Source organism: Sphingomonas psychrotolerans, assembly GCF_002796605.1.
Classification (GTDB): domain Bacteria; phylum Pseudomonadota; class Alphaproteobacteria; order Sphingomonadales; family Sphingomonadaceae; genus Sphingomonas; species Sphingomonas psychrotolerans.
The window spans coordinates 4,531,043-4,552,898 of record NZ_CP024923.1 but is presented as its reverse complement, the minus strand read 5'-3'; the positions used below and the strand labels follow the sequence as shown (position 1 = coordinate 4,552,898).

The following is a 21,856-nucleotide window of genomic DNA, read 5'->3' as shown; positions in this document are numbered from 1 at the left end:
CGATGAAGCGGCTGTTGCTTCTGCTTTGCGCGCTGCTGATCGCGACCCCGGCGGTCGCGCAAAAGCGCATCGCGCTGACGTTCGACGATGCGCCGCGCGGCGTCGGCGCGTTCTTCACCAAGCAGGAGCGCGCCCGCCGGCTGATCGCCTTGCTCAAGGAGGCGCGGGTCGCGCAGGCCGCGTTCTTCGTCAATCCGGGCAGAGCGGAAAGTCCGGCTGACGAAACGCTGGTGGAGAACTATGTCCGCGCGGGCCATGTCATCGCCAACCACAGCTTCAGCCACGCGCACCTCACCCAGCAAAGCGCCGCCGATTATCTCGCCGATGTGGACAAGGCCGAAGCCTGGCTCAAACCGCGCCGCGGCTATCGCGCCTGGTTCCGCTATCCCTTCCTCGACGAGGGCGGCAAGGACAAGGTCAAGCGCGACGCGGTCCGCGCCGGGCTCGCCGCGCGCGGCCTGCACAATGGCTATGTCACCGCCGAGGGCTCGGACTGGAACATCGAGCAGCTGGCGATCGACGCGAAGAAAGCCGGCAAGACGATCGACATGGCGGCGTTGCGCGATCTCTATGTCGAGACCCATGTCGAAGCCGCCGACTTCGCCGACGCGCTGATGCGTCGGACGATCGGCCGCTCGCCGCCGCATGTGATGCTGCTCCACGAGACCGACATCGCCGCGCTGTACATCGCCGACCTGGTCAAGGCGTTGCGCGCGGACGGCTGGGAGATCATCACTGCGGATGTGGCCTATGCCGACCCGCTCAAGACCGCCGCGCCCGACGTGCCCAGCACCAACGGCACGCTCACCGAGCTGCTCGCCTGGGAAAAGGGCCTCCCCGCCCCGCGCTGGTATGCGCGCAACGACCTCAAGATCGCCAACCCGCTCTTCGCCGAGCGCGTGCTGCACGAGAAACCGCAATGACTACCCAATTCGACCTCACCGATGAGCAGCTCCAGATCCAGGAGATGGCGCGCGCATTCACCGCCGACCGCATCACTCCGCACGCCGGCGAATGGGACGAGAAGCACATCTTCCCGCGCGAGACGATCAAGTCCGCGGCCGAACTCGGCTTCGCCTCCATCTACGTCTCGGAGGCGAGCGGCGGGATCGGTCTCGGCCGGCTCGAATCGGCGTTGATCATGGAGGCGATGGCCTATGGCTGCCCGTCGACCAGCGCGTTCATCTCGATCCACAATATGGCGAGCTGGATGATCGACCGGTTCGGGTCGCAGTCGGTCAAGGGCAAGTATCTCCCCAGCCTGATCACGATGGACCGGCTGGCGAGCTATTGCCTCACCGAACCCAGCTCGGGCTCGGACGCCGCAGCGCTCAAGACCCGCGCAGTGCGTGACGGTGACGATTACGTCGTCACCGGCACCAAGCAGTTCATCTCGGGCGGCGGCGAGAACGAAGTCTACGTCACCATGGTCCGCACCGGCGAGGAGGGTCCCAAGGGCATTTCGTGCCTCGTCATCGAGAAAGACATGCCCGGCGTCAGCTTCGGCGCGCAGGAGAAGAAGCTCGGCTGGCACTCGCAGCCCACCGCGCAGGTGATCCTCGAGGAAGTCCGCGTGCCGGTTGAAAACCTTGTCGGCGGCGAAGGCGAGGGCTTCCGCATCGCGATGATGGGGCTCGACGGCGGCCGGCTCAATATCGGCGCCTGCTCGCTGGGCGGGGCGCAGCGCTGCCTCGACGAAGCGATCCAATATACCAAGGACCGCCAGCAGTTCGGCAAACCGATCGCCGACTTCCAGAACACCCAGTTCACGCTTGCCGACATGGCGACCGAGCTCGAGGCGGCGCGCGCATTGCTCTATCTCGCCGCCGCCAAGGTCACTGCGGGCGCCCCGGACAAGACCCGCTTCGCCGCAATGGCCAAGCGCCTCGCCACCGATACGGGTAGCAGCGTGGTCGACCGCGCGCTCCAGCTCCATGGGGGATATGGCTATCTGCAAGATTATCCTATCGAACGCTTCTGGCGCGATTTGCGCGTCCATTCGATCCTCGAAGGGACCAACCAGGTGATGCGCATGATCGTCGGACGGGAATTGACGCGGCAATGAGAACACGCACCCTCCGGGTTCCTGCGAAAGCAGGAACCCAAAGTCACGAGCGCATCGCTTGCCGCCCTGGGCTCCTGCTTTCGCAGGAGCACAACGCATGACCGCCGACGTCCTCACCTTCACCGAAGGCCAAATCGGCCGCATCCGGCTCAATCGCCCCAAAGCGATCCACGCGCTCGACACTGCGATGTGCGCGAAAATGCTCGACGCACTCATCGCGTGGCGCGCCGATCCCGCCGTCGAAGCGGTATTGATCGACCATGCCGAAGGCCGCGGCTTCTGCGCGGGGGGCGACATCCGCATGATCGCGACGAGCGGCGCAGGTGACGGCGCCGCTGCCCGCGCCTTCTTCCGCGTCGAATATCAGCTCAACCACGCACTGTTCACTTATGCCAAGCCGGTGGTCGCGTTCATGGACGGGATCACCATGGGCGGCGGCGTCGGCATCGCGGTGCCGGCGAAGTTCCGCGTCGCGACCGGGAACACCAAATTCGCGATGCCCGAGACCGGGATCGGCCTGTTCCCCGATGTCGGCGGCGGCTGGCATCTGTCGCGGCTGCCCGGCCATCTCGGCGAATATATCGCGCTGACCGGCGCCCGGCTCGACGGCGCCGATTGCCTCGCGCTCGGCCTCGCCACGCACTATCTTTCCGCCGACCGCCTCGATCGGGCCAAGGCGGACATCGCCAGCGACCCGCAGGCGATCGCCGCCGCTCTCGACGCGCTCTGCGAAGCACCACCCGAGGCGAAGATCCTCGCCGACATCGATAATATCGACCGCCTGTTCGCCGCCGACACGCTCGAGGAGATCCTCGCCGCGCTCGCCATGGATCCCGGCCTGTGGGCCAAGGAGCAATTGGCGATCCTCGCCACCAAATCCCCGCAGGCGATGAAGGTCTCGCTCCATCTCGTCCGCGAGGGCCGCCACATGCCGAGCTTCGAGGACGAGATGCGGCAGGAATTCGCCGTCGCCACGCGCGTCGTCCAGCGCCCCGATTTCGCCGAGGGCGTCCGCGCAGTGATCGTCGACAAGGACAATGCGCCGCGCTGGCAACCCGCCACCGTCGAAGGCGTCACCGATCACGTCATCGACCAGATATTCGCGCCCCTGCCGGAGGATCAGGCGTGGGCGCCGGCCTGAAGGAGTGCAAATGGCCTACCAAAGCATCCTCGTCGAGCAGCGCGGCGCAGTCACGCTGGTCACGCTCAATCGCCCAGAGGCATTGAACGCGCTCAACGGCCAGATCCTGTCCGAGCTGCTCGACGCGATGGCCGCGTTCGACAAGGACACGTCGCAAGGCTGCGCGGTGATCACCGGCAGCGAAAGGGCCTTCGCCGCCGGCGCCGACATCAAGGAGATGCAGTCGCAGGGCTTTGCCAGCATGTACGGCCATGATTTCTTCGCCGGCTGGGACGCCTTCACCCGCACCCGCAAGCCGGTCATCGCAGCAGTCGCCGGCTATGCGCTGGGCGGCGGCTGCGAGCTGGCGATGATGTGCGATTTCATCCTCGCCGCCGACAATGCGAAGTTCGGCCAGCCAGAGATCAAGCTCGCGGTTTCGCCCGGCATGGGCGGGTCGCAGCGGCTGACTCGCGCGGTCGGCAAGGCCAAGGCGATGGAGATGTGCCTCACCGGCCGGATGATCGACGCCGCCGAGGCCGAGCGCGCCGGACTCGTCGCCCGCATCGTTCCTGCCGCCGGGCTGGTCGAGGAGGCGATGAAGACCGCCGCGACGATCGCCGGCATGGCCCCGCTCGCGGTGCTGGCGAACAAGGAAATGGTCAATGCGGCCTATGAGACGACCCTGACCCAGGGCGTGCAGTTCGAGCGCCGCCTGTTCCACGCATTGTTCGGCACGGCGGACCAGAAGGAAGGCATGACTGCCTTCGTCGAGAAGCGCCCGGGCAACTGGACGGGGAAGTAAGCAACCGGCTCGTGCCTCATGCGCTCCCCTTCCGCTTGCGGGAGGGGTCGGGGAGGGCCTGAAATACGAAGGGGAGGACCGCCCCCTCCCCTAGCCCCTCCCGCAAGCGGAAGGGGAACAAGGAAGAAGACCATGGCACGCATCGCATTTATCGGGCTCGGCAATATGGGCGGCGGGATGGCCGCGAACCTTGCCAAAGCGGGCCACGACGTCCGCGCGTTCGATCTCTCCGGCGAAGCGCTCGACAAGGCGAAGAAGGCCGGCTGCCTGCCCGCCGAGGACGCCAATGCCGCGATCCTCGGCGCGGAGGCAGTGATCACCATGCTCCCCGCCGGCCGCCATGTCGAAGCCGTCTATACCGACAGCATCCTGCCCCATGCCGACGCCGGCGCGATCCTGATCGACTGTTCGACGATCGACGTCGCCACCGCGCGCCGCGTCGCCGTAGCCGCCGGCGCGCACGGCCTGACCGCGGTCGATGCACCGGTCTCGGGCGGAATCGCCGCGGCCAGTGCCGGCACGCTCACTTTCATGGTCGGCGGCAGCGAGGCGGCGTTCTCGCGCGCCGAGACCTTCCTGTTGGACATGGGCAAGGCAGTGATCCATGCCGGCGCCGGCGGCGCGGGCCAGGCCGCCAAGATCTGCAACAACATGATGCTCGGCGCGACGATGGTCGCCACCTGCGAGAGCTTCGCCCTCGCCGAAAAACTCGGGCTCGACTTGCAGAAGCTCTACGACATCGCCTCGGTGAGCTCGGGCCAGAGCTGGTCGATCACCAGTTATTGCCCGGTCCCCGGCGTCGGGCCGGAAACCCCGGCCGACCGCGACTATCAGGGCGGGTTCGCTGCGGCTCTGATGCTCAAGGACCTCAAGCTCGCGCTCGAGGCGGCCGCCAGCGTCGACGCCGACACGCCAATGGCCGCCCGCGCCGGGGAGCTCTACGAGACATTCGTCAACGGCGAAGGCGCGACGCTCGATTTCTCGGGCATCATCAAGATGCTGAAGGGGTAGAGCTGGTGGTGCGCCGGCACCTCCTTCGCGATTAACCCGGCCTTTCCATCTCGCGGCGCATAGGAACATCATGCGTGCCATCCTGCTTCTCGCCCTCGCCGCCCCTGCTGCCGCGCAGGAGCGTCCCGCCCCCTTCGTCGTCGCCGAGACCGGCCAGGGCTATGCCACGATCGACGAAGCGGTCACTGCGATCCGCAACGACGATGCGACGATCTTGATCGCGCCGGGCACCTATCGCCAGTGCACCGTGCAGACCGGCGGCAAGATCACTTTCAAGGCGCGCCAGCCGGGCACCGTGATCTTCGAGAAGGAAGTGTGCGAGGACAAGGCTGGGTTCGTCCTGCGCGGCCGCGGGTCGACGATCGATGGCGTGGTCTTTCGGGGCTATGCGGTGTCCGACGGCAACGGCGCCGGCATCCGCCACGAGATGGGCGATCTGACGATCACCAATTCGATGTTCCTCGACAGCCAGGAAGGCATTCTCGGCGGGGGCCACGAGACCGTGCGCCGGATCAGCATCGATCGCACCACCTTTGCCGGGCTCGGCCAGTGCGAGACCGAGAATTGCAGCCATGCGATCTATCTCGCGGTCGACGGCGAGGTTTCGGTCACCCGCTCGCGCTTCGAACGCGGCACCGGCGGGCATTACGTCAAATTGCGAGCACGCCGCGTCAACATCACCGATTCGAGCTTCGACGACAGCGCCGGCAAGAAGACCAACTATATGATCGATCTCTCCGAAGGCGGTACCGGGCTGATCGCGCGCAACACCTTCGTCCAGGGCAAGAGCAAGGACAATCATTCGGGGCTGATCGTCGTCGCCGCGGAAGGGCGGACCTATCCCTCTGCGGGCCTGCGCATCGAGGACAATGTCGCGAGCATGGCACCGGGTGCGCCGCCGAACCCGGCCTTCGTGGCCGACCTCAGCGGCTCGACGATCGAGCTTTCCGGCAACCGCCTGAGCGGCATGCGCGCATTCGAGCGGCGTTAGCTCCCTCTCCCCTTGTGGGAGAAGGAAGGGGCCCGCGCCGAAGGCGTGGGAAGGATGAGGGGGACTGAGTCTCACTCCCCCTCATCCTTCCGCCGACTAACTTCGGTCCCTCCCTCTCCCCCAAGGGGAGAGGGATTTACTTACTTACACGTGCTCCCCGCCCCCGAATCGAGATCGAGGCAGCGCCCGTCGATCGGCACCGGCACCTTCACTCCGATCAGCGCGGCAAGCGTCGGTGCGATGTCCACCGTCTCCACCGACAGCGGCTGCTCGAACCCGGTCATGCCCTTGCGCCAGAACAGGATCGGCACGCGCCGGTCATAGTCCCAGAAGCTGCCATGCGTCGCGACATAACCGGCCCCCGGACTGGCGATCGGCGTCACCCGCGGCTTGAGCGCGACGACGAGATCGCCCGAACGCGCCGGATCATAGGATTGGCGCGCGCGCTCGAGCAGGGTCCAGGTTTCGGGCGGCCCTTTGGGCGCGGACGTGGCGGCGATTTGGGCACGCGTCAGCACCGCCTGCACTTGCGGATGCGCCGAATATCGCCGGATCGCCTCGGCCTGCACCGCCGCGCGCTGCACTTTGGTGAGCTTCGGAGCGAAATAGACGTCGCCCGCCGTGCTGCCGACGAGCGTCGGGCCGGCTATCTGCAATTTGGTCGCGATCTCGGCGCCCAGCGCCTTTGCCGACAGCGCCGGATCGACCCGCGCGGCCGTGGGCGCGGCGTGATCGCGGTTGCGCTCGGGCAGATCGTGCCCGCCATGATCGGCGGTCAGCGCCACGGCATAATCGATGCCGGTCCTGTCGAGCACCGCAAACAATTTGCCGATCGTCTGATCGAGCGCCTGCAACTGGAGGCACATCTCGCTGCCTTCGGTGCCGAGACCATGGCCGACATAGTCGGTGGCCGAGGCGCCGAGGATCAGCAGATCGGTATGCGGCCCCTGCCCCAGCTTCATGTCGGTGGCGAGCCCGGCGCCAAGCGCGAGGATCGCCTCGTCGAACTCGGGCGAGGTGCGGAAGGCTTTGACGTCGCCCGCGGCGCGCGCGAACCGCCCGTCACCGACCGAGAAGGTCGGCGTCACCGGCACGGCGCGGCTCCGCGCGCGGCAGAACGGAGTCAATTCCATCGGCTCCTGTGCTTCGGCGATCCGCTCGGTGACGCTGGCGTTCACGCGCGTGACCATCGCCGGCTCGACGCGGCCGGCATAAGAGACGAAGCCCTTGCCGCCCCACCACCACAATTCGTCGACCTTGTGCCCGCCCATCATCACTGCGGCGCGGTCCTTGCCGGCGACCGAGACGACACGCGACCCGGGGTCGGCGAGCTTCATCCACTCGCCGAGCGTCGGCACCTTCAGATGCTTGTCCGAGACGGTGTAGTTGCTCGAAGTGCTGCCAGGCACGCTCTCGTCCTCGGCGCAATAGACCGTCTTGTCCTCGCGCGGCGCCGAGAAATCGGTCCAGTCATTGGCGATGATCCCGGTCCGCGCCGGCCGCACGCCGCTGAGGATCGTCGAATGGCCGGGACAGGTCTCGGTCGCGGCGTGACTCTGATAGCCCGAGGGGAAGACCGCGCCCGACAGCAGCCGCGCAAAGCCCTGGCTGAACTGGCCGCGATACTCGGCGAACAGATCGGCCGAAAGCTGGTCGACCGAGATCACCACCAGCAGTTTCGGCGGAGTCTGCGGCGCGGCGGCGGGTGCCGGCGCCTGCTGGGCCGCTGCTGGCATGGCGGCGAGCAGCGCGAGCGCTGCGGGAAGGACGAACTTCATTGTGGAGCCGACTCCAGTCGAGGAATTACGCGCCCAGCTATTGTCGATCGGTCGATCCTGGGCAAGGACGGCGCATGGCGTGGATTCGTTTCGTGTTGATGTCGCTCGCGCTGCTGTTCGCAGCCGGCGCGGCATCGGCGCAGGACGGGGTTCAAAACAGAGGCCCGCACGTCCGGATCGAGCTGATCGCCGAGAGCGAGCGGCCGGCGCCGGGAAGCGAGATCACGCTCGCCTTCGCCTCGACTCCCGAGCCCGGCTGGCATGCCTATTGGGAAAATCCCGGGGACGCGGGGCTTCCGGCCAAGGCGGCATGGACGCTGCCGCCGGGCGCCGGCGCGGGGCCGCTGCGCTATCCGGTACCGCACCGGCTGATCATCGCCGGGCTGATGAACTATGTCTACGAGGCCCCGTTCGCACCTCTGGTGACGCTCAAGGTCCCGGCGGATGCCAGGCTCGGCGATGCGCTCCCGGTGCGAGTCAAGCTAGACTATCTGGTCTGCACCGACGAGATCTGCGTCCCCGAAAAGGCCGAGCTCGCGACCAGGCTGACGATCGGCGACGGCGCGGTGCCGGCCGACCGCCGGTCCCGCTTCGATACATGGCGCACGGCGCTGCCGAGGCCGCTCGGCACCCCGGCGAAATATCAGGTCGACGGCAAGACCTTTCGGCTCGAAATTCCCTTCCCGGCCGCCGCGACACTGTCGGGCGAAGGCTATTTCTTCCCGCTGACCGACGGCGCGATCGACTATGCAGCACCCCAGCGCGTGGTGCGCGACGGCGATCGGATCGTCGTGGAGGCGCCGTCGAAACGCGCCTTGCCCAAGGTCGAGGGCCTGCTCGCCTTCGGCAGCCAGGGATTTCTGCTCTCTGCCGCGCCGGGGACCGTTGCTGCCGCTTCCGCCGGTGCCGCACCGGCCGGCTGGATCACTACTGCGCTGCTCGCCTTTCTCGGCGCGGTCGCCGGCGGGGTGATCCTCAACATCATGCCGTGCGTCTTCCCGATCCTCAGCCTCAAGGCGCTGAGCCTCGTCAAGGCAGGCGACGAGGCCGGCAATCCGCGCGGCGAGGCGCTGGCTTATACTGCCGGGGTCGTGCTCACTTGCCTCGTGCTCGGCGGCATCCTGCTCGGCCTGCGCGCCGGCGGCGCCGCGGTCGGCTGGGCCTTCCAGCTGCAGGATCCGCGCGTGATCCTGTTCCTGCTGCTGCTGGCCTCGGCCATCGCGCTCAATCTTGCGGGCCTGTTCGAGATCCCCGCGCCTGCCTTCGCCAACCGCGCCGCGGCGCGAGGGCAAGGCGGCGCGTTCCTCACCGGGGCGCTCGCCGCCTTCGTCGCGACGCCCTGCGCCGGCCCGTTCATGGGCGCCGCGTTGGGAACTGCGCTGATTCTGCCCTGGCCCGCGGCCCTGGCGGTGTTCGGCGGGCTCGGCCTCGGCATCGCCTTGCCCTTTCTGCTGCTTGGTTTCGTGCCCGCGTTGCGCCGCCGCCTGCCCAGACCCGGCGCCTGGATGGCGACGCTGCGGCGCATCCTGTCGATTCCGATGTTCCTGACCGCGCTCGCGCTCGCCTGGGTGCTGGGGCGGCAGGCGGGAGTCGACGGCATGGCGCTGGGGCTCGGCGCGGCGTTGCTCGCTGCGTTCGGCTTTTGGTGGGCCGGCCGGCGGCAGGCGCGTGGAGCGAGCCACGCATGGCTGCCTGCGCTGCCGTTGCTGCTGCTCGCTCTCGCGGCGGCGGCGCTGGTTCGACCCGCTCCGGTCGGCGCCGAACGCCCCGCAGTGGCCGGCGCCGAGCCATTCAGCGAGGTGCGGCTCGCGGAGCTGCGCGCAGCAGGGCGGCCTGTCTTCGCCTATTTCACTGCCGACTGGTGCCTGACCTGCAAGGTCAACGAGAAGGGCGCGATCGAGACCGAAGCGGTCGCCGACGCCTTCGCCAAGGGCAAGGTCGCGGTGCTGGTCGGCGACTGGACCAATGGCGACCCCGCCCTTGGCCGCTTCATCGAACGGCACAATCGTGCGGGCGTTCCGCTCTATCTGTGGTATAAGCCGGGCAGCGCAGAGCCTGAGGTCCTGCCGCAAATACTGACCCAGGCGATGCTGCGAAACCTGTCGAGCGGGGGCTGACGAGGAGACGCACATGAGCAAGTGGATCGTTGCCGGGATCGCCGTGGCCTGCGTGGCCAGTGCCGTCCCCCTCGCCGCCGAACCGGCGGTGGGAACTGCCGTCCCCAATTTCCGCGCCTATGACATGCACGGCAAGATCGTCGATCTCTCGCAATTCCGCGGCAAGACGGTCGTGCTCGAATGGAACAACCCCGGCTGCCCCTTCGTGAAGAAGCATTATGAGAGCGGCAACATGCAGAAGACCCAGGCCGCGGCAGTGGCGCAGGGCGCGGTGTGGCTGACGATCAATTCGGGCGCGCCCGGCAAGCAGGGCCATATGAACGGCCCCGAGGCGCAACAATTCGTGGCGGCGCAAGGCGCAAAGCCCAGCGCCTATCTGCTCGATCCGCAGGGATTGGTCGGCAAGGGCTATGGCGCGAAGACCACGCCGCATCTGTACATCATCGATGGCAAGGGGCGGCTGGCCTATAACGGCGCGATCGACGACAAGCCGACCGCCGACAAGGCCGACATCGCCACCGCGCGCAACCATGTCCTCGCAGCGCTGGGCGAGCTTCGCGCGGGCAAGCCGGTGTCGGTGGCCCAGAGCCGGCCTTATGGCTGCACGGTAAAATACGCGAGCTGATCCGAATCCCCCTCCCCCGCCAAGAGAGGGGGCTGCCACAAACCCTACTTGTGCAACGCAACAAAGCGTTGCAGCATGGAACCAGCGGCGATCTGCCGCACTTGGGAGCGTTGATGGCAGCACGCGGGGCGTTCGACGAAATCTGGGGGCATGGCGGGCCCGAAGACCCGCGGCCCGAATTCGCTGCACTGTCGCAGTGGGTGGCCGACACCCCCGCTTCCGAACTCCAGCGCCGGCAGCAATCCGCCGAGGCCGCGTTCCGCCAATTGGGCATCACCTTCGCAGTCTATGGCGACAGCGACGCCGCCGAGCGGATCATCCCGTTCGACATCGTTCCCCGGGTCTTCCTTCAGCAGGAATGGACGCGGCTGTGCGAGGGGCTGGTCCAGCGCGTCGAGGCGATTAACGCGTTCCTCGAGGACATTTACGGCGAGCGCCGGATCCTCAGGGAAGGGCTGATCCCGCCCGAACTGATCTATCGCAACGAGCAGTTCCGCCCCGAAGTCGCCGGCATCCGCCCGCCGCACGGGGTGTGGGCGCACATCTGCGGGATCGATCTGGTCCGCACCGGGCCGGACGAATTCTACGTGCTCGAGGACAATGCCCGCACCCCTTCGGGCGTGTCGTACATGCTCGAAAATCGCGAGGCGATGCTGCGGCTCTGCCCCGAATTGTTCCGCGATTTCCGCGTTGCGCCGGTCGATTCCTATCCCGATATGCTGCTCGAGACGATGCGCTCGGTGGCGCCGGGCAACAATCCGCACCCGGTCTGCGTCGTCCTCACCCCCGGCCATTTCAACTCGGCATATTACGAACACAGCTTCCTCGCCGATTCGATGGGAATCGAATTGGTCGAGGCCGCCGATCTGGTGGTCGATGACGACGTGGTCTGGGTGCAGACGATTGCGGGACGCGTCAAAGTCGACGTGATCTATCGCCGGATCGACGACGATTATCTCGATCCGCTCACCTTCCGCGCGGATTCGCTGCTCGGCGTGCCCGGGCTGATCGCCGCCTATCGCGCCGGCAATGTCGCGCTGATCAATGCGCCCGGAAACGGCATCGCCGACGACAAGGCGATCTACAGCTACATGCCCGAGATCGTGAAATTCTATTCGGGCGGCGAGGCCAAGCTGCCCAATGTCGAGACCTTCCGCTGCCGCGAACCGCAGGCGCTGCAATATGTGCTCGATCATCTCGACCAACTCGTGGTGAAACTGGTCGATGGTTCGGGCGGTTACGGGATGCTCGTCGGCCCGACCGCGACGAGGGCGCAGATCGCCGACTTCCGCCTCGCGCTGATCGCCGAACCGCACCGCTACATCGCCCAGCCGACGCTCGCGCTGTCGACCGTGCCGACGATGAGCGATGCCGGCCTCGCCCCGCGCCATGTCGACTTTCGTCCCTTCGTGCTGACCGGCAGCGACGGCGTGCGCGTGGTGCCCGGCGGACTTACCCGGGTGGCGCTGCGCGAGGGCTCGCTGGTGGTGAATTCCAGCCAGGGCGGCGGGACCAAGGACAGCTTCGTGCTGCTGGAGGATAAGGCGGCGGGTCAATCCCAATCGCAGAGGCAAAGCCAGTGAGTGCCCCAAGTCGTCACCCCCGCGAAAGCGGGGGCCCATCTCTTGGGCTTTCTACCACTACAACAGCCTTCATCACTCCGGACATCGCCCGGAACTGGGTCCCCGCCTTCGCGGGGATGACGGTTGAGGGTGCGGAGGACGCACTCATATGCTGATGCTCTCGCGCACCGCGGCGGCGCTGTACTGGCTCGGCCGCTATGTCGAGCGCGCCGATTTCATCGCGCGGCTCGTGGAAGCCACCGTGCGGCTCGACGCTCTCTCCGCCCGACCCGCGGGCGAGGCGGCGTGGCAGAGCGCGCTCGCCGTCACCGATACCGACGACGCCTTCGCCGCGACCGGGCAGAGCTACACCCAGAGCCATGTTGCGCGCTTCCTGACGCTCGACGCCAGCCATCCCGGCTCGATCGTCCGCTGCCTCGAAATGGCGCGGAATAACGCACGCGCCGTCCGCACCGCGCTCACCCGCGACGCGTGGACTGCGATCAATCGCGCCTGGTGGCTGTTCCAGAACCGCGCCTCGACCGGGGGCGCCACCGCGACGCTCAATCTCGTCGAGCAGGTCAAGGGCGAGACGCGCGGCTTCGAGGGTTCGATCCACCGGATGATGCGCAACGAGGCGACGTGGCTGATCCAGCTCGGCGCCGCGATCGAGCGCGCCGACAACACCGCGCGGCTGGTGGACGTCAAATATCATCTGCTGCTGCCCGAGGACGAAGCCGTGGGCGGCGTCGTCGATCGCGACCAGTGGACCACGATCCTCCAGACCGTCTCGGCAGTGACTGCCTATCGCTGGCTCTACAGCGACGGGCTTCAGCCCACCAATGTCATCGACTTGCTGATCAGCCGCTTCGAGCTGCCGCGCAGCCTTGCGGCGTGCGTCGAGGAAGCGGTGCAACTGCTCAGCCAGCTGGCGCGGCGCACCGGGCTGCAGGGTGAGGCCGATCGCATGGCGCGCGCCCGGATGGCGCGAATGCAGAAGACGCGCACCCCCGAAGTGATCGTCAGTGGGCTCCACGAATATCTTGAGGCGTTCATCCACGAGAATTCGATGCTCAATGCCGCGGTGGCGCGGCAGTTCAGGTTCATATGAGAATAGCGATCGACCATCGCACCCGGTATCGCTTCACTGCGCCGCAGGCGCGGATCGTCCAGATGCTGCGCCTCACGCCGTGCGACACGCGCGACCAGACGGTGGTGAGCTGGATGGTCGGCGTCGATTGCGACGCGCGGCTGCGCGACGCGACCGACGGCCTCGGCAATGCGGTTACGATGCTCTACGCCGAGGGGCCGATCGAGGAAATCGACATCACAGTGACCGGCGAAGTGCTGACCGTCGACAGCAGCGGCGTCGTGCACGGGTCGGTCGAGCCGCTGCCGCCGATGCTCTATTTGCGCACCACCGCGCGCACGACGCTGGGGAACGACCTTCCGGCGTTCGCCGCCGAGAGCATGACCGGTGCCGGCGATCCGCTGGATCGGCTGCACCGGCTAAACGCGGCGTTCCACGTCCGCTTTCCCTGCGTGCCCGATGCGCCGGATACCGGACTGACTGCGGCGGAGGCGTTCGCCCGCGGCCGTGCGACTTCGCGCGACGCGGCGCAGATGTTCATCGCGGCGGCGCGCGGCTTCGAAGTGCCCGCACGTTATGTATCGGGATACCGGATCGACAGCAGTGCCCAATCGGCCCCGCATGCCTGGGCGGAGGCGCATGTCGAGGGATTGGGCTGGGTCGGGTTCGATCCGGCGACGGGGCTGTCGCCCGACGACGGCTATGTCCGGATCGCGGTGGGCCTCGATGCGCTGGGTGCCGCGTCGATCGCGGGGACCCGGATCGGCGCCGGCGACGAAGAACTCGACGTGGCGCTCCGCGTCTCCGAGGAATAGTTCAGGTCGAAGAATAGTTCAGGCCAGTTCGCGCATCTGCGCCGGAGCCGGCATCGACACTGCCATGTCCTCGTCGGTGAGCAGCGACCAGCCATTGGGGCCGAGCACTTCGATCGGCCGATAGCGCGTCTTGTACGCCATCCGCTCCGAGCCCTTCACCCAATAGCCGAGATACACATAAGGCAGGCTCGCCGCGCGGGCGCGCAGGATGTGATCGATGATGATGAAGTTGCCGAGTCCCTGACGCGTCTCGCTGTCGGCCTCGAAGAAGCTGTAGATCATCGACAGACCGTCGGCCTGCTGATCGGTGATGCAGGCGCCGATCAGCCGGCCGCGCTCGCCCTCCACCGAAGGCTCACGATACTCGATGACGTACGAGCTGACCGGCGATTGCTCGACCATGTCGGCATAGTCGCTCTCGTCCATCGCCGCCATGCCGCCGCCCGGATGCCGCGAGGTCAGATAGCGGTGGAGAAGCTCGAACTGCTCCTCGGTCGCCCATGGCTTGCACGCAGTGACTTCGAGATCGCCGTGCCGCTTGAGCAGTTTGCGCTGGGTGGCGTTGGGCTGGAACTGATCGGCGACCACGCGCACCGAAACGCACGCGGTGCAGCCCGCGCAGCTCGGCCGGTACGCGACCGACTGGCTGCGGCGAAAGCCGATACGACCAAGCGCATCGTTGAGCTCGCCGGCATGCTGGCCGGTCAGTTCGGTGAAGATCTTCCGCTCCTGCCGCCCGGGCAGATAGGGGCACGGCGAGGGACTCGTCACGAAGAACCGCGGAAACCGGGAAAGTGCAGTCACCGTTCAAGCCTTTGCTTCGGCCCTTTCACGGGGCCTGTCGCAATGACTATGAAGCCGGAAACCGATGATGAAAAGCCGATTCACCAAGAAAGAGAGTTAACGATTAAGCTTTGGCGCAAGCGAGCGAAACCAAAGGCTTGCGCCGTGCCGTGCTGGCACGGGGACGGACGTCGTTAACCATGGCAGCGCGGCGCGGGGCGCGCGCGAAGACTGCTGCGGCCGCAGTATATTGGCGCTGGAGTCGCAAGTGAATCCCACGGCGACTCGATTCGGCGCGTCAGCGATTCGATTCGACGCAGACCCTTTCGTCATCCCGGCGAAAGCCGGGATGACGGAGGGAAAGTTCAGGTGGAGGGCGAGCTAAGCCAGCTCGACCGGGCTCACTTCATATTGCGCCCTGCGCAGCGCAGTCATCAGCCGATCCAGATGATCGCGATCGCGAGTCTCGCATTCGATATCGGTGATCAGCCCCTTGGCGGGGAGCGTAGTGAACACGCGCTGATGATAGACTTCGATGATGTTGACGCCCTGCTCATGAAAGATGCGAGCGACGTTGAACAAGGCGCCGGGGCGGTCCTGCAGCCGGATCCGAAGGCGCGCCAGCCGCCCCGAGCGGGCAAGGTCGCGGAGCAGCACGTTGGCGAGCAGCCGGGTGTCGATATTGCCGCCGCACAGGATCGTGCCGACGGTCTTGCCGCGAAACCGTTCGGGCTCGGCCATCAACGCCGCGAGGCCGGCAGCGCCGGCGCCCTCGACCACGGTCTTCTCGATCTGGAGCAACAGGCTCACCGCTTCCTCCAGCCGGCGCTCGCTGACGAGGACGATGTCGTCGACCAGCGCCTCGACCATCTTCGCCGTGATCCCGCCAGGCTCCTTGACCGCAATGCCCTCGGCAAGCGTGTCGCCCGCGCATGGCATGTCGGTGCCGTGGATGCGATTGTACATCGACGGATAGAGTTCGGCCTCGACTCCCACGACATCGAGCGTGCGTCCTTCGGACTTGGCGACCACCGCGGAACCCGAGATCAGCCCGCCGCCGCCGATCGGGATGACCAGGGTATCGATCTCGGGCACGTCCTCGATCATCTCGAGCGCGGCGGTGCCCTGCCCGGCGATGATCCGGACATCGTCGAACGGATGGACGAAGGTAAAGCCCCGCTCGGCTTCCAGTTCGCGCGAATGGGCATAGGCCGCGTCGAAGGTCTCGCCGTGGAGGATGACGTTGGCGCCGTGCCCCTCGGTCTGGGTGATCTTCACCGTCGGCGTGTTGAGCGGCATCACGATCGTGCTCGGGATGCCCAGCCGGGTCGCGTGATAGGCCAGCCCCTGGGCATGATTGCCGGCCGAGGCCGCGATCACGCCCTTGGACCGCGCGGTCTCGTCGAGCTGGAGCAGCGTGTTGAGCGCGCCGCGCTCCTTATAGGCCGCAGTGAACTGCAGATTCTCGAACTTGAGATAGACCGTCGCGCCGGTCAGATCGGACAAGGTCTTGCTCACCAGGGTCGGCGTCCGCACGACCGAGCCCATAATCCGCTGCGCAGCGTCCCGAACGTCGGTGATCGATACGGGAAGCGGCGTGTGCGCCGGTGCTGCTTTGGTGGCCATAGTGGCTCCCGCCTAGACCATCTGGCGCGGCGGGGAACAGGCCCTATGCGCAATCGCCTATGCCAAAGCTGCTCCTGCTCGCGCGCCTGTTGGCCCCGCTCCTCGTGCTTGCCGCCCCTGTCGCCGCCCGCGCCGATGCATTGATCGACAACGTCAACGGCATGACGCTCGACGACAAGGGGCAGGTCGTCCGCTTCACCGGCCTGATGATGAACCGCGACGGCAAGATCACTTATGTCCTGAAGAGCGGCGAACGGCGCCCCAAGAAGGTCGACTGGAAGATCGACATGGGCGGCAAGACGCTGCTGCCCGGGATGATCGACGGCCACGGCCATGTCATGGGCCTGGGCGCGCAGTTGCTGCGGCTCGATCTGTCCGAAACCAATTCGCTCGACGAGGCGCTGGCGAAGATCCGCACCTACGCTGCCGCCAATCCGACCAAGTGGATCCTCGGCGGGGGCTGGAACCAGGAGCGGTGGAAGCTCGGCCGCTTCCCGACCGCCGCGGACCTCGATGCCGCCGTCAGCGACCGCCCGGCCTGGTTTGAACGCGTCGACGGCCATGCCGGCTGGGCCAACAGCCGCGCGATCACGGCCGGAGGCATCACCGCGGCGACCAAGGACCCTTCAGGCGGGCGCATCGAGCGCGGTACTGGCGGCAAGCCGGCGGGCGTGCTGGTCGATGCGGCGATGGAATTCGTCACGCGGACGATCCCCGCCGCTACCCCGCGCGAACAGAACGCCGCCTTCCTCGCCGCGCAGGAGCGGCTGCTGTCGCTGGGTGTCACCGCAGCAGCCGACATGGGCACTACCCAGGCGGACTGGCTGACCTATCGCCGGATGGGCGATCTCGGGCTGCTCAGGGTACGTATCCTCAGCTATGCCGCCGGCATCGACACCGCGCTCGCAGTCGCCGGGCAAGGCCCTACCCCTTGGCTCTATGCCGAACGGCTGCGTATGGGCGGGATCAAGCTCTACGACGACGGCGCGCTCGGTTCGCGCGGCGCGTGGCTCAAGGCCGATTATGCCGATGCGCCGGGCAACAGGGGCCTGCCTTTCCTGACCGACGACCAATTGCTCAACAACATGATCCGCGGCACGATGGACGGCTTTCAGATCGCGGTCCACGCGATCGGCGACCGCGCCAACCAGCAAGTGCTCGACGCGATCGAGATACTCTCCGAAACCTATAAGGGTGATCGCCGCTGGCGAATCGAGCATGCCCAGATCGTCGATCCCAGGGATCTGCCGCGCTTCGGCAAGTTCGGCACGATCGCCTCGATGCAGCCGGTCCATCAGACCAGCGACATGCACATGGCCGAGGCGCGGCTGGGCGAGGCGCGGCTCGCTGGCGCCTATGCGTGGCGATCGATGCTGCAGAACGGATCGCGGCTCGCCTTCGGCTCGGATTTCCCCGTCGAGAGCCCCGATCCGTGGGCAGGCTGGGCAGCGAGCTTCACGCGGCAGGATGCAAGCGGCCAGCCCTTTGGCGGCTGGCGTCCGCAAGAGGCAGTGACCCGCGAGCAGGGCTGGGCCGGCTTCACCACCGGCGCGGCCTATGCCGGGTTCGCCGAGGACAAGATCGGCCGGATCGCCGTGGGCATGCGCGCGGACTTCCTGATCGTCGACCGCGATCCGCTGCTCGCCGCGCCGGGCGATCTGCGCAGCACCAAGGTCATCGAGACCTGGGTCGGCGGCGACCGGGTGTGGCAGCGCAAATAGGATGCGTCTCAAGAATCGGCGCTTCGCCCTGCTGCTCGCGGGGGCGAACTGGCGCGAGCGACTGATCGCGGGCGTCGGCGCGGTGATCGGGATCGGTCTGTGCGCGGCGATCTCGACGCTGGCGACGCCGAGCCACGGCCTGTTGCTTGCCGCTCCGCTCGGTGCGTCGGCAGTGTTGCTGTTCGCGGTGCCGTCGAGCCCCCTCGCCCAGCCCTGGCCGATCGTCGGCGGCAATGTGGTCTCGGCACTCGTCGGCGTCGTGGTGGCGCATCAGTTGGGAAGCGGGGCGCTCGCCGTAGGAGTGGCGGTGGGCGCGTCTATATTGGCAATGTCGGTATTGCGATGCCTGCACCCGCCCGGCGGCGGTACGGTATTGCTGCCGCTGCTCGCGCCGGCGGTACTCGCGCAGGGTTACGGTTTCGCGCTCCTGCCGGTCGGGCTCAATGCCGTCGCGCTCGTAGCGGTCGGCATCGCCTTTCACCGCATCTCGGGCCACAGCTATCCGCACCGCGCGATGAAGATCGCCGATCGGCCGCGGCTGCTGATGGAGGATATCGACGCCGCACTGGAGGAATCGGGCGAGACCTTCGACGTCAGCCGCGAGGATCTCGAGGCTTTGCTCGATCGCGCCGAGCGTCATGCCGCGGCGCGCCGCATCGCGACCGCCAGACCGCCGCGCACCTGAAGCGCGCGGCGGTCCGACATCAGCCGATCGCGCGCGGCAGTCGAGATCGTGCCGAGCGTGGCGCGGAAGTTCGGATGGGTCATGCCGCAGGATCTCGGCGGCGATCGCGTCGGCCGGGCCGATCATCCCGCACTCCACCGGGAATCCGCGCACGAACGCGGCGTGGAAGCGGTAGAACAAATGGATGTGCTTGGCTTCTTCCGAAGCAAAACCGAGCAATGCCCGGACACGGTCGTCGTCCTCACGCAGCATCGGTCGCGCATGATCGAGGCGCCGCGTCGCGGGCGCAACGTCACCCCCGGATCAACTTACCCCGACATTTTATCCTTACAAACAAGCAATTTACCGGGTGCCCCTCGCCTACAAAAACGTCCGACCCGTCAAGCGGTCAAGTCCCGGCCTTTGCCCGGGTCGCGAACGCCGCGATGGCCAGATAGGCGGCGAGCGGTACGACGAATATCCAGCCGATACCGGCACGATCGGCGACCTGCCCCACCAACAAAGGGACCATGGCGCCGCCTGAGATCGCGACGCAGAGCAGGCCCGAAGTCGCCGCCGCCGAGGCGGTCGAGCGTTCGAGGGTCAGCGAGAATATCGTCGGGAACATGATCGCATTGCACAGCCCGATCGCAAGCGCACAGCCGGCGGCGACGGGTCCGGGGGCAAACGTCGCCGCGGCGCAAAGCAGCACCGCCGTCGCTGCGGCAACGCGCAGCAAATTGGCGGCGGCGACCCGGGTCAGCATCCAGCTGCCGAGGAAGCGGCCGATCAGCGCGCCGCCCCAATAAAAGGTCGCGAGCCACGTCCCTGCCTCGACCATTGACAGGCCCAGAATGTGCGGATCGGCGAGGAAGCCGATCATCATGCTGCCGATCGCCACCTCGGCCCCGACATAAAGCGCGATCGTGACTGCGCCGAACACCGCCCAGCGCGAGCGAAAAGCGTCCGCGATGCCGGATGTGCCGGTGGCGCGGGGCGCCGCCTGTTCGATCGGGCTTCGCACGATCCACAGCAACGCCGTCAACAGCACTATCAGCGCCGCGATCGTCAGGAAGGCGCGCTGGACCGCCGCCAGCCCTGCCCCACGCGCCGCCTCCGAAAGCAGCGGCCCGGTCCCCGCGAAGACCGCATCGCCGAGGACGAGTGCCGCGCCGAACTGCACGCCGGCAACCACACCGAGCGAATTGAACGACTGCGCCAGCGTCAGGCGAAAATGGCTGCGTTCGGGCGGGCCCAGGGTCGCGGCGAGCGGATTGGCGACGACCTGCAGCGTGACGATCCCCGAGGCGAGGACGAACAATCCGGCGAGCAGCAGCGGAAACCACGGCACCCACGCCGTCGCCTGCACGATCAAGCTACCGGCGATCATCGCAGCGAGTGCGCTCATCATCGTAGCGATCGTACCCATCCGGCCCAGCAGCGCCGCCGCCGGCAGCCCCATCGTGCCGAACGCCGCGAAGAAGACGATGTGGGTGAGCAGAGCCTCGGTATAGGAGACGGCGAAGATCCGCCGCAGCGCTGCGATGAGCGGGTCGTTGTTCGCGCAGATGAACCCCCAGGCGAAGAACAAGGCCGTGACCGAGGCGAATGCGACGCCGGTGCTGCGAGGCGTGCCGCTCAGCGCCGGTCTCGCCAACGGAAGGTGACCGCGGCGTTCGGCGCCAGCTGATACGCGAAATGCCGCCCGCCGCTCGCCACCGCGAAGGCCGCCGTCTCCTTGCCCGCGTTGAAGGCGAGCAGCACGCGCGCGCCGTCCGGATTGGCGAAGGCGACCGTTTCGACGCCGCCCGACCGGCTGTCAGACGCAATCCGGGATGCGCCGACCGGTACGAAGCGGCTGGCATGGCCGAGCGCATAATATTCGGGGTTGCGCGTGACTGCGCCGGTCCGGCTGTCGATCGTCACCACGCCGCGGCAATTGCCGCAGCCGCCGAGATGCGGCCCGAAATTCTCGTCGAGCGCGAGGTTCCACATCAGCACGCCCCGTGCCCAGTTGCGGGTGCTGCCGATCACGAGGTTGCGCATCGTCCACGCCCAGCTGTCGGGCCACGCCTTCGACCATTCGCCGCCCGAGCATTCGGTGAAGAACACGTCCTTGTCGGGATATTTGTCGCGCACGATAGTCTGCGCGCCGACCTCGCCATTGTAGCAATGCCACGCCACCCCTGCGACGTGACGCGCCGCTTTGGCATCGGCGAGCACGCCGAGCGGCTGCGCAGGTTGATCCCAATTGTGATCCCAATCGAGGATGCGCGTCTTCAACCCCGCACGCGCGAATTCGGGACCGAGATGATCGCCGATGATCCGCGCGCGCTGTGCGGCGCTCAACCGCATGCCCGGATAATTGTCCGGCTCAAAATCCGGTTCGTTCTGGATGCTGAGATAGTCGATCGGGCCGATTTCGGCGGAGAAGTCTTGGACCGTGCGGCGCAGATAGCTGGCGAAGGGCGCATAGGCCGACGCGCGCAAGCTGCCCTTGATCAGCGAGTCCCTCGTCTTCATCCAGCCCGGTGCGCTCCACGGCGATACCATAACTGCCAGCCCTGGATTGATCGCCCGCGCGGCCTTGGCAACGGGCAGCACGTCTTCGCGTGCCGGCGCGATCGAGAAATGCGCGAGCGCCGGATCGGCCTGCCCCTTCGGCATATCGTCATAGCTGTAATGGCTGCGCGAGAAGTCGGAGGCGCCGATGGTCAGCCGGGTGAAAGAGAAATTGAGGCCCGGCGCGGGTCCGAACAGCTCCGCCAGCAGCGCCTTGCGCTGATCCTCGGTCATCCGCTGGATCAGCCACGCCGAAGCGTCGGTGATCGAGGCCCCGAAGCCGACCATGCGCTGATAGCGCCGCGCCGGATCCACCATGAGGGCCTCCGGAGGCGGCGCGCCGGTCTCGAGCGGGAGCGAGGCTTGCGGCGAGAGCAAGGCCGTCTTGTCGGGCGTGGTCAGCCAGACCTCGACCGTCGCGGGAGCCGCGCCGGGCCGGTCCATCGGCACACAGGCGGCGATGCCCAATGCCAGCAACAAGGGGAGCGTTCTCATGCCATCGTCTCCAGCCGCGGTTGCTC

19 protein-coding genes are annotated in these 21,856 nt (G+C 67.1%); 13 read left to right on the top strand and 6 right to left on the bottom strand.

Features of this window, described 5'->3' with window-relative positions; all coding sequences use genetic code 11:
• Positions 1-2: 2 nt before the first annotated feature.
• The 6 genes from CVN68_RS20590 (at position 3) to CVN68_RS20565 (ending at position 5,992) form a co-directional block, all read left to right on the top strand.
• Positions 3-923, top strand: a complete 921-nt coding sequence (locus CVN68_RS20590; protein WP_100283848.1) for a polysaccharide deacetylase family protein — start codon at positions 3-5, stop codon at positions 921-923.
• Positions 920-2,065 carry an acyl-CoA dehydrogenase family protein gene (locus tag CVN68_RS20585; RefSeq protein ID WP_100283847.1) on the top strand — a complete coding sequence of 382 codons (1,146 nt, stop codon included), beginning with the start codon at positions 920-922 and terminating at the stop codon, positions 2,063-2,065. Before CVN68_RS20590 ends, CVN68_RS20585 begins: the two co-directional genes overlap by 4 nt.
• 97 nt (positions 2,066-2,162) lie before the next feature.
• Entirely contained in the window at positions 2,163-3,206 is a 1,044-nt protein-coding gene (locus CVN68_RS20580; protein WP_100283846.1) for an enoyl-CoA hydratase/isomerase family protein, read from the top strand.
• Between the two features lie 10 nt (positions 3,207-3,216).
• Complete coding sequence (locus CVN68_RS20575) at positions 3,217-3,990, top strand: enoyl-CoA hydratase (protein ID WP_100283845.1); 774 nt, start codon at positions 3,217-3,219, stop codon at positions 3,988-3,990.
• Between the two features lie 132 nt (positions 3,991-4,122).
• Positions 4,123-5,001, top strand: a complete 879-nt coding sequence (gene mmsB, locus CVN68_RS20570) for a 3-hydroxyisobutyrate dehydrogenase (protein ID WP_100283844.1) — start codon at positions 4,123-4,125, stop codon at positions 4,999-5,001.
• A 70-nt stretch (positions 5,002-5,071) separates the two neighbouring features.
• Positions 5,072-5,992, top strand: a complete 921-nt coding sequence (locus tag CVN68_RS20565; RefSeq protein ID WP_100283843.1) for a right-handed parallel beta-helix repeat-containing protein — start codon at positions 5,072-5,074, stop codon at positions 5,990-5,992.
• Positions 5,993-6,132: 140 nt separating this feature from the next.
• On the opposite strand, the gene CVN68_RS20560 is transcribed toward CVN68_RS20565, so the two are convergent.
• On the bottom strand, positions 6,133-7,770 hold the full coding sequence (locus CVN68_RS20560) for an alkaline phosphatase family protein (RefSeq protein WP_100283842.1): 1,638 nt from the start codon (positions 7,768-7,770) through the stop codon (positions 6,133-6,135).
• 74 nt (positions 7,771-7,844) lie between these two features.
• On the opposite strand from CVN68_RS20560, the gene CVN68_RS20555 reads away from it, so the two are divergent.
• The 5 genes from CVN68_RS20555 (at position 7,845) to CVN68_RS20535 (ending at position 13,979) form a co-directional block, all read left to right on the top strand.
• The gene (locus CVN68_RS20555) at positions 7,845-9,887 is read left to right on the top strand and encodes a protein-disulfide reductase DsbD family protein (protein ID WP_100283841.1); all 2,043 of its coding nucleotides are present in this window, start codon (positions 7,845-7,847) and stop codon (positions 9,885-9,887) included.
• 13 nt (positions 9,888-9,900) lie between these two features.
• Positions 9,901-10,512: a redoxin domain-containing protein gene (locus CVN68_RS20550; protein WP_100283840.1), complete on the top strand. Its 612-nt coding sequence runs from the start codon at positions 9,901-9,903 to the stop codon at positions 10,510-10,512.
• Positions 10,513-10,625: 113 nt separating this feature from the next.
• Positions 10,626-12,095: a circularly permuted type 2 ATP-grasp protein gene (locus tag CVN68_RS20545; protein ID WP_100283839.1), complete on the top strand. Its 1,470-nt coding sequence runs from the start codon at positions 10,626-10,628 to the stop codon at positions 12,093-12,095.
• A gap of 154 nt (positions 12,096-12,249) precedes the next feature.
• Positions 12,250-13,185 carry an alpha-E domain-containing protein gene (locus CVN68_RS20540; RefSeq protein ID WP_199560327.1) on the top strand — a complete coding sequence of 312 codons (936 nt, stop codon included), beginning with the start codon at positions 12,250-12,252 and terminating at the stop codon, positions 13,183-13,185.
• Positions 13,182-13,979 (top strand): transglutaminase family protein, encoded by a 798-nt coding sequence (locus CVN68_RS20535; RefSeq protein WP_100283837.1) that lies wholly within the window; start codon positions 13,182-13,184, stop codon positions 13,977-13,979. Before CVN68_RS20540 ends, CVN68_RS20535 begins: the two co-directional genes overlap by 4 nt.
• A gap of 18 nt (positions 13,980-13,997) precedes the next feature.
• Here the strand turns inward: CVN68_RS20535 and CVN68_RS20530 are convergent, their stop codons facing one another.
• A complete protein-coding gene (locus CVN68_RS20530; protein WP_100283836.1) occupies positions 13,998-14,783 on the bottom strand; it encodes an arginyltransferase in 786 nt (261 codons plus the stop codon).
• A gap of 360 nt (positions 14,784-15,143) precedes the next feature.
• Positions 15,144-16,388 (bottom strand): threonine ammonia-lyase, encoded by a 1,245-nt coding sequence (locus CVN68_RS20525; RefSeq protein ID WP_100283835.1) that lies wholly within the window; start codon positions 16,386-16,388, stop codon positions 15,144-15,146.
• Positions 16,389-16,447: 59 nt separating this feature from the next.
• Here CVN68_RS20525 and CVN68_RS20520 point away from each other — a divergent pair, with 59 nt between their 5' ends.
• Together CVN68_RS20520 and CVN68_RS20515 are read left to right on the top strand one after the other, a co-directional pair.
• A complete protein-coding gene (locus tag CVN68_RS20520) occupies positions 16,448-18,109 on the top strand; it encodes an amidohydrolase (RefSeq protein ID WP_100283834.1) in 1,662 nt (553 codons plus the stop codon).
• A gap of 1 nt (position 18,110) precedes the next feature.
• A complete protein-coding gene (locus CVN68_RS20515) occupies positions 18,111-18,794 on the top strand; it encodes an HPP family protein (protein WP_100283833.1) in 684 nt (227 codons plus the stop codon).
• Here the strand turns inward: CVN68_RS20515 and CVN68_RS24225 are convergent.
• From CVN68_RS24225 to CVN68_RS20505, 3 genes are all read right to left on the bottom strand, one after another.
• Positions 18,746-18,877, bottom strand: a complete 132-nt coding sequence (locus tag CVN68_RS24225) for a hypothetical protein (protein WP_267893717.1) — start codon at positions 18,875-18,877, stop codon at positions 18,746-18,748. The two genes, CVN68_RS20515 and CVN68_RS24225, sit on opposite strands and share 49 nt — an antisense overlap.
• A 305-nt stretch (positions 18,878-19,182) precedes the next feature.
• Positions 19,183-20,430: an MFS transporter gene (locus tag CVN68_RS20510; protein WP_233503460.1), complete on the bottom strand. Its 1,248-nt coding sequence runs from the start codon at positions 20,428-20,430 to the stop codon at positions 19,183-19,185.
• A complete protein-coding gene (locus CVN68_RS20505) occupies positions 20,412-21,830 on the bottom strand; it encodes a glycoside hydrolase family 30 protein (protein ID WP_100283832.1) in 1,419 nt (472 codons plus the stop codon). Before CVN68_RS20505 ends, CVN68_RS20510 begins: the two co-directional genes overlap by 19 nt.
• Between the last annotated feature and the right edge of the window lie 26 nt (positions 21,831-21,856).